The sequence below is a fragment of the Pseudonocardia phyllosphaerae genome (assembly GCF_046546475.1).
Lineage (GTDB): Bacteria > Actinomycetota > Actinomycetes > Mycobacteriales > Pseudonocardiaceae > Pseudonocardia > Pseudonocardia phyllosphaerae.
In genome coordinates this window covers 169,037-180,935 of record NZ_JBKGXS010000009.1, presented here as the reverse complement: position 1 = coordinate 180,935, position 11,899 = coordinate 169,037, and the positions used below count along the sequence as shown (strand labels likewise).

The window sequence follows — 11,899 nt, the reverse complement described above, 5'->3', positions numbered from 1 at the left end:
ACTCGATCCGGCCGCATTGATAAGACAGCGGCATAGGATGTGGTCATGGAGCTGCGCCACCTGCGGTCGTTCGTCGCACTGGCCGAGGAACGGCACTTCGGCCGGGCCGCGGCGCGCCTGCACATCGCCCAGCCGGCGCTGTCGCAGCAGCTGAACCGGCTCGAGCACGAGGTGGGCGCCCGGCTGCTGGAGCGCTCGACCCGGCACGCCGAGCTGACCGAGGCCGGTGCACTGCTGCTGGAGCGGGCCCGGGAGATCCTCGCGAACCACGACCGCACCACCGACGACCTCGCCGCGCTCGCCGCCGGCCGTGCCGGACGCGTGCGGGTCGGCTTCGTCGGCACCGCGACCTACGACGTGCTCCCGCGGGTCGCGCAGCGGGTCCGCGCCGAGCTGCCGGACCTGGAGCTGGTGCTGCGCGGGGAGCTCCTCGGCCCGGAGCTGCTGGACCTGCTGCACGGCGGGGAGATCGACCTCGCGGTGCTGCGGCCGGGCCCGGCACCGGACCCCGCCGGGGACGGCACGGTGCTGGAGCCGCTGCGCGACGAGGAGCTCGTCGCGGTGCTGCCCGCCGACCACCCGCTGGCCGGCGCCGGGACGGTCGACGCGGCAGCGCTGGCCGGGACGCCGCTGGTCACCCACCCCTCGGGGCGGCGCTCGACGATGCAGCCGCGGGTGCTGGAGGTGTGCAGGCGTGCCGGGTTCGAGCCCGAGCTCGTCGAGGTCGGCGAGACCGCGACGCTGGTCGTGTTCGTCGCCGCGGGACTGGGGTTCGGGCTGGTCCCGGCGTCGGTACGGGCGTTCCGGCTCGACGGCGTCGCCTACGTCCCGCTGGCCGGGGACCCGGTGCGGGTACCGCTGGTACTGGCACGGCGGCCGGAACAGTCGGCACCGGTGGCCCGGGTCGCGGCGCTGATCACCGCAGCCACCCGGGACTGAGCCGCAACCCGGAGTCGAGCCGCCCCCGGGGCCGACCGGCGCCGCCCCGCCGGCCCGCTCCGGAACCGGTCAGGCGCCGGTGCGCGCCGGGCGGCGGCGCAGCGAGCGCACCACCGTGCGCAGCCGCGACCGCGACGGCCGCTGCGGCAGGTTCCCGGCGACGGCGTCGTCGAGCAGCGATCCGACCGTCTCGGCGGCGTCGATCCGGTTCGTGCCGATCCCGCCGGACGGCCCGCGCTTGACCCACCCGACGACGTAGTGCCCGGGCATGTCGTCGACCCGGCCGGCGACGTTCGGGACGATCCCGGCGCCGGGGTCGAACGGCAGGCCGGGGATCGCGCGGCCGCCGCGCCCGACGGCACGCACGACCAGTCCCGCCGGGATCTCCACGCCGTCGGCGGTGAGCACACCCTCGGCACGCGCGGTGCCGACGATCCGCTCGGTACTGGTGCAGAAGCGCAGCACGACCCGCGGCCGCGCAGGCGGCACCGACCAGTCGATCTTCTCGCGGCGCGCGCGACGGAGCAGGGTCTGCGGCTCGGTCTCCCCGGCACCGGGGTGGTCGAGCCACTCGGTGATCCGCGGGTCGTGCTCGTCGAGCACCACGTCGACGCCGTCGCGGCCGAGCAGCTCGCGCAGCTCGGGGGCGGTCGCGGCGATCGACTCCGGGCCGCGGCGGCCGAGCAGCACGACCTCGCGGATCCGGCCCTCGCGCAGCGCGGCCAGCGCGGCCGGGGCGATCGTGGTGCCGGCGAGATCGTCCGGATCGGCGGTCAGGATGCGGGCGACGTCGATCGCGACGTTGCCGGTGCCGACCACGACGACCCGCTCCGCGCCGGTGTCCACGGCGCCGGCGGCCACGTCGGGGTGGCCGTTGTACCAGCCCACGACGGCGTCGGCGGCGACGCTGCCGGGCAGCCCCTCCCCCTCGACGCCGAGGTCGCGCGGGACCGGCGCCCCGACCGCCCACACGACGGCGTCGTGCGCGGCGGCGAGCTCGGCGGCGGTGACGTCCCGGCCGACCTCGGTACCCAGCCGCAGCCGCACACGCGGGTGGTCGAGGAACCGGCCGAAGGAGTGCGCGATCCGCTTGGTCGACGGGTGGTCCGGCGCGACGCCGTAGCGCACGAGCCCGCCGGGGGTCTCCAGCCGGTCCACCAGCGTGACCCGCGACGACGTGTGCAGCAGCAGGTCCTGCGCGGCGTACATGCCGGCCGGGCCGGTCCCGACCACGACGACGTCGAGCGGGGCCATGTCCGACGGCAGGGTCCGGGTGAACGCCGGCGCCTGCCACTCGTGGAACGTCGGCGCCTCCGCCGGGCGCGGCGACCGCGCGGTCGCGTCGCCCTCGAGCTTCCCGGCGACCGGCTTGTCGGCGTACCAGTCCGCGTTGACCTGCGCGTACGGCTTGAGCGAGTCGCTGAGCCGCTCCACCGGGAACACCGCGTCGATCGGGCACGCGTCCGCGCACGCACCGCAGTCGATGCACGCCCGCGGGTCGATGTAGAGCATGTCGGTCGTGCCGAAGTCCGGCTCACCCGGCGTCGGGTGGATGCAGTTGACCGGGCACGCCGCGACACACGAGGCGTCGGTGCAACAGGTCTGGGTGATGGCGAAGGCCACGGTCCGGGCTCCGTCTCTCGGGCGGGTCTCGGGGAGTGTCTCGGGCGGACCTCTCCGGCGGGGAACTCAGATGAGGTTGGCGCGGCGGTAGAACCACAGCGCCGGGCGGGTCAGCAGCCCGCAGGAGGTCAGGAACTCCATCAGCCCGGAGCACGACGAGCGCAGCATCGACTTGTGCTGCTCGTTCGCCGCGGCCTCGCGCAGCGCCCGCTTCTCGTCGAGGCCGGCGTTGGCGTAGACCTCGTCGTTCCACATGCTGGAGACGATGTAGTAGGCCGCGCCCGCGACGGCGACGCTGTTGATCTGGCGGCGCAGCCAGCCCGCCTTCGCGAGCCCCTCGCGGGTCTCCTCGCGGGCGAACTTCATGTGCCGCGACTCCTCGACCACGTGGATGTTGTTGATCGTCCGCACGAACGGGACGACGCGCTCGTCGCGCATCCAGTCCCGCTGCATGACGTCGAGGACCTCCTCGGCGACCAGGATCGACGCGTACGCCGCCTCGCCGGAGTAGGTCATCGCACACATCCGGCCGAGGGCCACGACCATCTTCTTCGGGATGTACGCCGGTGCGCCGAGCTTCGCGGCACCGCGGGCGAACATGATCGAGTGCCGGCACTCGTCGGCGATCTCGGTGAGCGCCCACTGGAACGACGGGTCCGTCGGGTCCTTGCCGTAGAAGTCCCGCAGCACCATCTGCTGCAGGATCATCTCGAACCAGATGCCGGTGGAGGCGACGGACGCGGCCTCGTGCCGGGTCAGCTCCTTGCGCTGCGCCTCGGTCATCTCGTCCCAGTACGCGGTGCCGTAGAGGCTGCACCACTCCGGGCTCAGGCCGTACTTGTCCTCGTCGAGCGGGGTCTCCCAGTCGACCTGGGTGGCCGGGTCGAACGACAGCTCCTCCGACGACCGCAGCAGGCGCTCCGCGGTGTCCCGGCGGTCCTCGGCGGTCGGCGCGACCTGGGGTTCCGGCGCGGTGGCAGTCATGTCAGCTCCTCGCAGACCTCGGGCTCCCGAGCGACGTCGCTCGCTGTAACCGGCGGTAACGTTACCACGGGTTACACCGTGCGACGCAACAGTTCGCGCCAGGTTCACCCGGTCCTGTCACGATCTCCGTACTCAGGCGGACGTGATCTCCACACACCGGCGGGCGGGCGCCCCACCGGCGGCGATACCGTTGCCATACACAAACAACAGGGGGTGGCAGACGTGGCAGCCGGGACACCGGGCATCGCCGGAACGGTGCACCGCCGGGACGGCGTGAGCGGCGTCGGCGGTGCGGTCGTGACCGTCACCGATCTGGACGGTCGCCAGCACGGCCGCACGGCGAGCGCCGACGACGGGACCTACGCGGTCGGGCTGCCCACCGGCGGCACCTACGTGGTCGTCGTCGCCGCACCCGGCGCGCCGCCGCAGGCGGCACTGGTCGCCGTCGCGGCCGGGACCGCACGGCACGACGTGGCCCTCGCGGGCGGTGCAGTGCTCGACGGCGCCCTGCGTGACGCCGCCGGGGCACCGGTGCCGTCGGCGGGGATCGCACTGATCGACGCGCTCGGCGACGTCGTCGCCAGCGGTGCGCCCGGTCCGGACGGCCGGTTCCGGCTCGTCGCCCCGGGCGCCGGCCCGCACACGCTGACCGTCACCGTGCCCGGGCACCAGCCGATCGCCCGCTCGGTGACCCTCGACGCGGCCGGGACCTCGGTCGAGATCGCGCTGCCGGCGCGGGCGGGCCTGAGCGGGACCGTGCGGTCGTCGAGCGGCGGGGCGGTCGAGGGGGCGCGGGTCGCCGTCGTCGACGGCTCCGGCACCACGATCGCGACCACCGTGACCGGCCCGGACGGCACCTACGCGTTCGACGACCTGCCGACCGGGCAGCACACGCTGACCGCGAGCGGGTACCCGCCGGTGGTGAGCGTGGTGCAGGTGGAGCACGGCGCGACCACACCGGTGGAGGTCCGCTTCCCCGACCCCCGCGGCCCGGCCGACGACCGGCACGGACCGCCCCACCATCAGGGCCCGCACCCCGCACGGGGCCGGGCCGACGGGAACGGAGGACCCCGATGAGCGCGCTGCACGGGCGGCTGGCCAGCCCGGACGGGTGGCCGGTGCCGGGTGGCACCGTCACCGTGATGGACACGACCGGGCAGCAGCGCGGCCGTTCCGCGACCCGCGCCGACGGCGGCTTCAGCGTCGACGAGCTGGCGGCCGGGGTGCACACGGTCGTCGCCGTCGCGCCGGGCTTCGAGCCCTCGGCGCGGGCGGTGCCGCTCGACGGCACCGACGTCGACCTCGGCGTGCTGGAGCTGGCCCGCACCGGCGGCGGCGTGCTGCCCGCCCCGGGGACCTGGGCGATCGATCCGCACCACTCGAGCGTGCAGGCCACGGCGCTGCACCTGGGCATGAGCCGGATCCACGGGCGGCTGCGCCGGTTCGGCGGGACGGTGACCGTCGCCGACCCGCTCGAGAAGAGCACCGTCGAGGTGACGATCGACCCGGCGTCGGTGGACTCCGACGACCCGGACCGCGACGCGCACCTGCGCAACGCCGACTTCCTCGACGTCGAGGTGCACCCGGAGATCCACTACGCGAGCACGTCGCTGACCCGGCACGACTCGTCGCGCTGGACGGTGCACGGGACGCTCACGCTCAAGGGCGTCAGCGCCCCGGTGGACCTCGACGTCGTCTACGGCGGCTCGGGCCCCGACCCGTGGGGCGGGACGCGCGCCGCGTTCACCGCGACCACCGAGGTCTCCCGCGACGAGTTCGCGATCAGCTGGAACCAGTCGGTGCTGGCCGGGGTGCTCGCGATCGGCCGCACCCTGCGGATCGACATCGACATCCAGGCCGTACTGCAGAGCTGACACCGGGGAGCTACCGGCGCGGCTGGGGGCGGCCCGGTCGTCGAGCCCGTGGAGCCGGAACGAGCCGGGGCCGTCCGGTGGCGGAGACGACCACCGGACGGCCCCGGCGTGGTTCACCGGCTCGCGGGCTCCCGCGCGAGCCGGCCCGCCGCACCGGCGCCCGAACGCCGGTACGGCACGGTCGGGCGGGTCAGCCCGCGCCGGGCAGCAGGCCGTAGACCGCTCCGGTCAGGTCGACCGGGGTGAGCAGGTCCTGCGGCAGTGGCGCCGCCGGGACGTCGCGCAGCAGGTAGACCGGGGTGTTGCCGGGCTCGGCGTGACCGGGCCTGGTCGGGGCGTGCTTCCCCGGGGCCGAGTCCGTCGGAGCGGGCGTGGCGGCCTGCGCGATGCCACCGGGCACCGCGAGCGCGGCGGCACCGGCGACGATCAGGCCGATCCGGGTGGTGCGGGACGGGGACATGTGAGTTCCTTCCGTGGGGAGCTGGTGGTGGTCCGTCGGCAGGCCGCTCAGCAGAGCGAGTCGGCCGGCTTCGGGTTCGTGAGGCCGAACAGCGGGCGCAGCCGCAGCCCGACCCAGGTGCCGCCGAGGGCGAAGACCGCCCACAGCCAGCCGTGCAGGCTGAACGAGGCGATGCCGGAGAAGTAGGCGCCGATGTTGCAACCGCCCGCCAGCCGCGCCCCGTAGCCCATCGCGATGCCGCCGAGCACGGCGCCGAGGCCGAGCTTCCACGGGATCCGCTTGTGCAGCACGAACGCGCCACCGAGTGCGGAGGCGAACAGCGCCCCGATCATGATCCCGATGTCGAGGTTGGAGATCCGGTCGGCGAGCACCGGGGAGGCCAGGGCCTTCGCGTTCGCCGGGACCTGCCAGTAGGTCCAGCTCGCGACGTCGACGCCGAGGAAGGCCAGCACCTTCGAGCCCCACAGCGCGAACGCCGACGTGACGCCCCACGGCTGCCCGGACACGAACAGCACCGCGGCGTTCAGCACGCCGAGCGCGATCGCGCCGACCCACATCGGCCAGGACCCGCGCAGGATCCGGGCGGCACCGCGGGCCGACGGCGGGCGCTCCACCGGCGGCGGGGTGCGCCTGCGGGCCACGACCCAGGTCGCGGCGGTGATCGCGGCCAGCACCACCAGCGTCAGCAGCAGCGCGAGCGGGTAGCCGAGCAGCTGCCCGAGGTCGACCACGGGACCCTGCGGGACCGTCTGCGTCCAGAACGCGTAGGTGATCGCGGCGAGCACCGAGCCGGTGATGAACCCGAACAGGGTCAGCACGATCGCGCTCTGCCCGCTGCCGACGGCGAACAGCGTGCCCGACGCGCACGAGCCGCCGACCTGCATGCCCAGCCCGAACAGGAACGCCCCGATCACCAGCCCGATCCCGATCGGCGAGCTGAGGCCCTTCGGAGCGCCGGTGAGCGAGAACCCGGACGCCAGGACCACCGCGAACAGCACCGACGCCGTCGCCAGCATCAGCATGTGCGCGCGGATCGCCGCGCCCTGCCCGACGGCGACGAGCTGGCGCCAGCCGGAGGTGAATCCGAACCGGGAGTGGAACAGGGCCAGGCCGAGCAGCAGGCCCAGCACGGCCGTCCCGACCATGGTGGCTGGGGCGACCGAGCCGACCCCGACCAGGAACAGCACGGCCAGGACGACCGCGATCGTCACCGGCACCCACTGCGGGGGCGGGGCGACACGGTCCTGCGGCCCGAACGCGGTGCGCCCGGACTCGGGGAGCTCGCGCAGCGCGCGCACCAGCGGGTGCGGCGTGCGGCTCCCCTCACTGACGACGGACATGGGGTTTCTCCTCGTGGGTGCCGGTGGTGCGGGTGGTGCCCGTGCCGGTGGTGCTCACGGCCGGGTGTCCAGCGGCGAGCCGACCCGGACGACGGCGCCGCCCGGGAACCAGCCCGCCGTGTCCGGGGCGCCGTGGTGACCGCCGCCCGCGGCCTCGTCGGTGGTCATCGGGACGCTGACCGGGGCGGCCCCGTAGAGCGCGGGCGCGTCCACCGGCCCGTGCGACGCCGCTGCCCACGCCCGGTACCCGGACCTCGAGGGTGACGAGCCCGGGGCGACCTGGGCAAGGGAGCGGACGTAGCGCTGCGGGATCTCCTCCTGCGGCCCGAACTCCAGCGGCACGATCGCGCTCTGCGTCGCGCCGAGCACGCCGGTGGTGAGCAGCCACGGCGCCAGGTAGGTGCCGCCGAGCGCGGTGGGTGCGCGCACCGCGGCCTCGTTGGTGGCGCCCAGCGTGCCGACCGCGCCCTGCCAGCCGGAGACCACGACCAGCGCGGTGTCGCCGGTGGCGGCGGGCAGGACCGGCAGCCTCGCCGCGGCGGCCTCGGTGCGGACGACTCCGGCGGCGGCCCGGGAGCGCGGCGAGGCGTCCCCGGCGATGCTCACCCCGGGCGCGCCGCGGGCGGCGAGTGCTCGGACGGTGCCGCGCAGGGTGGCCGCGTCGGCGTCGTCGAGCCGGTCGGACGGGCAGCTGCCGACGGCTCCGGTGCCGCCGCCGAGCAGGTCGCCGACCGCGGCCGACGCACACTCCGGCCCGTCGGCGCCGAGCGCTCCGGCCGGAGCCGGGGTGCCGGGGTCGCCGACGTCGACGGGCACGGTGCGGGTGACCCCGGCCGACCGGACGGTCAGCGACGACGTCCCGGCCGGGACGTCGACCAGGGCCCAGCCGCCGGGTGCGCCGGGCCGGCCGGCGACCGGGGTCTCCCGGTCCCCCACCAGCACGGCGTCGCCCGCGGCCGGGGCGGTACCGGCGTGGTCGTGCTCCGGGTTCCCTGAGTCCTCCGGGTTCCCTGAGCCGGGGGCGCCGGTGAGCTGCACCAGGTTCGGGCCGGGCCGCATCGGTGCGACGACCAGCGTCGCCGTCCGGCCGCCGAGATCCAGGGTGCGCAGCAGCGCCTGTCCGGGAACGGCGGCAGGGGCCGGCTGCGGCAGCGCGGCGAGCAGTGCGGTCGCCGCGACCCCGCCGACGGCGCCGACGGCAGCCACCCCCCGGCCGCGTTCGACGGCCGCGCGGGCCTTCGCCCGGGCCACCCCGGACAGCGGGGTGGCCGGGGTGGGACGCAGCTCGCGGGCGGCGAGTGCGAGCGCCACGACGGGCCCGGCGACCATGACGACGGCGGCACGGCCGTAGCCGCTGCCCACCAGGTCGACCAGGGTGAACGGCCCGGTGAGCAGCACCTGCGCCACCGCGGACGCCGCCGCCAGGGCTCCGGCGACGACCGCGAGCACGACGACGATCCGCGGCCGCCCGGATGCGGCAACGCCGGTACCGGTAGCGGAAGCGGCACCGGTGCCGCGGGTGAGCAGGTGCACGACCGCGCCGGCCAGCACCGACCCGGCGAGCGCGTACCCGGCGTCGAGGAGGGACGGGACGGGCTCGGAGCGGGCCGAGACCAGGGCGAGCACGAGCAGCACCGCGACCCCGGCACCGGGCAGCACCGCCGTCACCGGACGACGGGTGGTGAGCAGAGCCGGGACCGCGGCAGTGAGAACGAGCAGCGCGGCCGTCCAGTACGGGCTCCCGCCGGAGCGGGCCACCGCGGCGACCGCGGCGACGACCGCGACCGCCGCCGCGACCCCCGTGACGGTCCGCTCGGCGCGGCCCGGGGCCCCGGCGAACGGGCGGACGAGTCCGGCCCCGGCGACCACGGCCAGTGCGGTCAACAGGACGAGCCGCAGCACCGCGTCGAGTGCGGGGACGGCGTCGACCGGTGAGGGGGCACCCGCGGCGAGTGCCACGAGGTGCGCCGGGGGCGCCCCCGCCACCGAGGTGGTGGCGGAGGCGGCCCCGGCCGGGCCGGCGGGCAGCAGCCCGCCGGCCGGCACGAGCGCCGGCACCGGGGAGCCCGGCGACGACAGGGTGGTGAGCACGGACATCAGTCCTTGATGTCCTCGTCGGCCGCCACGAACAGCATCGAGTGCGGCTTCGCGTTGCCGAAGTCGCCGTGCGGCCACTTCTGGCGGTTGAACGACACGCAGGTGTCGCCGGTGTCCTCGTCCTTGAAGTCCTGGTCGAGGGACAGCTTGCCGTCACCGGCGATGTCGACGACGCAGACGCGGTGGTCGCCGTCCAGACCGGTGCGGGCCACGAAGTAGTCCGCGGTCGCCAGCCGCTTCGGCTGGTCGGTCTGGTGCAGGAACCCGTCGGGGCCGTGCTCGAGGTTGTCGAGCGCACCCCAGTGCGGGCCGGCGCCGGTCTTGTCCGGGTTGATGCCGACGGTGGACTTCAGCGTCGGGCAGTCGCCCTCGGCACCACCGGCGGTGATCTCCGGCTGGGTGTCGATCGAGCAGGCCGCCTCGGGCGAGTTGACCAGCTTGTCGATGTCGAGGGCGATGACGCCGCCCGCGGTGCCCTTGTCGTCCGGGCCCAGCGTCCCGGCCTTGCGGCCGATCGTGGCGTGGTAGAGCGTCTTGTCGTCGGGGCTGGTCTGCAGCCAGCCGCCGTTGGCACTCGGGCCGCCGTTCTCGCCGCCGGCACCGAGCTGCGGCGCCGCCGTGCCGAGGTCGAAGACCTCCTTCCACACGGGGTCCTTCACGGTGATGTCGGGCGTGTAGAAGATCGCGCCGCCCTGCATCGTCTGGGCGAAGGCGCCCTTGTGGCCCGGCCGGTTGGTCACCGTGGTCTCCATCGCGGCGCGGTTCTCGTTGCGCAGCGGGTCCTTGCCGTTGGAGCGGGGTCCGGTCGGCAGGTAGGAGACGGCCTTGACCTTCGGATGGTTCTTGTCCGAGATGTCCCAGGTCCGCACGGTCGGTCGTCGCAGGTAGGGCGACGGGTTCTTCACCGGGTCGAGGATGATCGTCCTCGGTTCGGCGTAGTCACTGGTGACCATGGTGTTCAGGTCCTCGCGGACCTGGATGCCGTGCGGGTTGGCGCAGGTCGGGTTGCCCAGCGAGGGCATGTTGAGGCACTGCGTCGGATCCTCGGGCGTCTCGGTCGCGGCGGGTGCCTCGACCTTGTTCTCGCCGTCCTCGCCGAAGCGGACGACCGACCCGGGCGAGCCGGCGAAGCCGTTGCCGGTGCGCACCTCGCCGTGGGTGTAGCGGCACGGGCCCGGGGCGACGGGACCGCCCATGTAGGTGCCGTAGGCGGTGCGGTCCTTGAGCACCCAGTAGGCGTCGGGCACCGAGCCGCAGAGCGTCTGCGACGGCAGCGAGATGCCGGACAGCTTCAGCTGCGGCAGCGCGGAGACGTCGAAGACGTAGGTGGCGGCGGAGAAGAGGCCACCGGCGTAGATCTTGTCGCCCTTGCGCCACGAGTACTGCATGTGGTGCGGCTCGTTCTCCACCAGCGGGCCGACGGTCGCGGTGTTGACGACCTTGCCGTAGTCCGGGGAGCCCTTCGTGGCGTCGATGACGGCCATGAAGTCCGGCCCGGGCCCGGCGTTGCGGACCTTGTCGATCGGGTCGGCGACCGAGCCGGGGAGCTTCTTGACGTCCGGTACGGCGGTGTCGGCGGCGTTCTCGTCGCCGGCCCACACGACCATGTACTCCTTCTTCTTCCCCCCTTCCGCGGGCTTCTTCGCCTCGGGCGTGAGGTTGTTCTCGACCCAGTAGTTCTTGCCGTCACCGCCGGTGACCTCGGACCGCACGGTCTCGGTCGGGTCCTGGGCCTGCGCGGGAATGGCCACGGCACCGGCGACGACCGCGGCGCCCATCAGGGCGTACGCGGCGCGCCTGCCGACGCGGCTCCTCGGGAACAGCTTCATTCGCCGGAGCCCCCGCCCGGGAGGAACGACGGGGTGATCTGCTTCGGCGCCTTGCTCACGACGTCGACGAGCCCGGCGACCGGTACGCCCGCGGGGGCGAAGTCGCGCAGCTGCTGGATGGGCTGGTCGGGCCCGAAGGCGGTGTAGGACGGCTCGACGGGCGGCGCGGTCGGGGCCGGGGTGGGCTTCTGGTCCTCGTGGTCGGTGCTCAGCGCGGGGCCGAGGTCGGGGACCAGGTCCGGCGTCGCCGCCTGCGCGGCGCCGGTGGATGCCAGCAGGGCGGCACCGGCGAGCGCGGTCCCGCCTGCGAACAGGCGGACGCGGGACGTCGTTCGTGCGCGGTGTCGGGGCACGGGGCCTCTCCTTCGCGGTGTGGGGAGCGGGTGGGACCACGGGGCGGACATCCGGCGCGCGACGTGACCGCCGCGCGTCCGGCCGGGGAGCGGCGCGGTCGGGCGGCGGGGCGTGGCAGGCGGGATGTGGGTTCCGGCGGACGCCGGGGTCCCTGGCGCCCTCCGGGACGCCCGGCTCGGGGGTGGCGGAGGGGCCGCGCGGGTGCGCGGGTGCCGGATCGGTTCCGGCCGCGGCACGCGGGGCGTGGGGCGGCCGGTCACCGTGCAGGGCTGCGGGGAGCGGCCCTGCCTGGCGTCAACGGCGCCGGGAACAGAGCGCGCTCGCCTGGCGGCACAGGTCGACGTGGCGTCGACATGCGAACCGGGAGACGAGGTGCATGCGGAACAGTGTGCATCCCGC

At 75.1% G+C, this 11,899-nt stretch carries 10 protein-coding genes; 3 read left to right on the top strand and 7 right to left on the bottom strand.

Features of this window, described 5'->3' with window-relative positions; genetic code table 11:
* The first annotated feature begins 45 nt into the window (after positions 1 to 45).
* Positions 46 to 939, top strand: a complete 894-nt coding sequence (locus ACLE50_RS18800) for a LysR substrate-binding domain-containing protein (RefSeq protein ID WP_410944890.1) — start codon at positions 46 to 48, stop codon at positions 937 to 939.
* Between the two features lie 69 nt (positions 940 to 1,008).
* On the opposite strand, the gene ACLE50_RS18795 is transcribed toward ACLE50_RS18800, so the two are convergent.
* Together ACLE50_RS18795 and ACLE50_RS18790 are read right to left on the bottom strand one after the other, a co-directional pair.
* Entirely contained in the window at positions 1,009 to 2,562 is a 1,554-nt protein-coding gene (locus tag ACLE50_RS18795; RefSeq protein ID WP_410944889.1) for an FAD-dependent oxidoreductase, read from the bottom strand.
* 66 nt (positions 2,563 to 2,628) lie between these two features.
* On the bottom strand, positions 2,629 to 3,546 hold the full coding sequence (locus ACLE50_RS18790; protein WP_410944888.1) for an AurF N-oxygenase family protein: 918 nt from the start codon (positions 3,544 to 3,546) through the stop codon (positions 2,629 to 2,631).
* Between the two features lie 78 nt (positions 3,547 to 3,624).
* On the opposite strand from ACLE50_RS18790, the gene ACLE50_RS18785 reads away from it, so the two are divergent.
* The gene (locus tag ACLE50_RS18785) at positions 3,625 to 4,623 is read left to right on the top strand and encodes a carboxypeptidase regulatory-like domain-containing protein (RefSeq protein ID WP_410944887.1); all 999 of its coding nucleotides are present in this window, start codon (positions 3,625 to 3,627) and stop codon (positions 4,621 to 4,623) included.
* Entirely contained in the window at positions 4,620 to 5,420 is an 801-nt protein-coding gene (locus ACLE50_RS18780) for a YceI family protein (protein ID WP_410944886.1), read from the top strand. Before ACLE50_RS18785 ends, ACLE50_RS18780 begins: the two co-directional genes overlap by 4 nt.
* 190 nt (positions 5,421 to 5,610) lie before the next feature.
* Here ACLE50_RS18780 and ACLE50_RS18775 read toward each other — a convergent pair whose 3' ends face one another.
* Genes ACLE50_RS18775 through ACLE50_RS18755 form a run of 5 tightly spaced genes read right to left on the bottom strand, consistent with a single transcriptional unit; the run spans position 5,611 to position 11,499 of the window.
* A complete protein-coding gene (locus tag ACLE50_RS18775; protein ID WP_410944885.1) occupies positions 5,611 to 5,880 on the bottom strand; it encodes a hypothetical protein in 270 nt (89 codons plus the stop codon).
* A 47-nt stretch (positions 5,881 to 5,927) separates the two neighbouring features.
* Positions 5,928 to 7,220 carry a YeeE/YedE family protein gene (locus ACLE50_RS18770; protein WP_410944884.1) on the bottom strand — a complete coding sequence of 431 codons (1,293 nt, stop codon included), beginning with the start codon at positions 7,218 to 7,220 and terminating at the stop codon, positions 5,928 to 5,930.
* 54 nt (positions 7,221 to 7,274) lie between these two features.
* Positions 7,275 to 9,317 carry a hypothetical protein gene (locus ACLE50_RS18765; protein WP_410944883.1) on the bottom strand — a complete coding sequence of 681 codons (2,043 nt, stop codon included), beginning with the start codon at positions 9,315 to 9,317 and terminating at the stop codon, positions 7,275 to 7,277.
* Positions 9,317 to 11,146, bottom strand: a complete 1,830-nt coding sequence (locus ACLE50_RS18760; protein ID WP_410944882.1) for a hypothetical protein — start codon at positions 11,144 to 11,146, stop codon at positions 9,317 to 9,319. Before ACLE50_RS18760 ends, ACLE50_RS18765 begins: the two co-directional genes overlap by 1 nt.
* On the bottom strand, positions 11,143 to 11,499 hold the full coding sequence (locus tag ACLE50_RS18755; RefSeq protein ID WP_410944881.1) for a hypothetical protein: 357 nt from the start codon (positions 11,497 to 11,499) through the stop codon (positions 11,143 to 11,145). Before ACLE50_RS18755 ends, ACLE50_RS18760 begins: the two co-directional genes overlap by 4 nt.
* Positions 11,500 to 11,899: the final 400 nt, after the last annotated feature.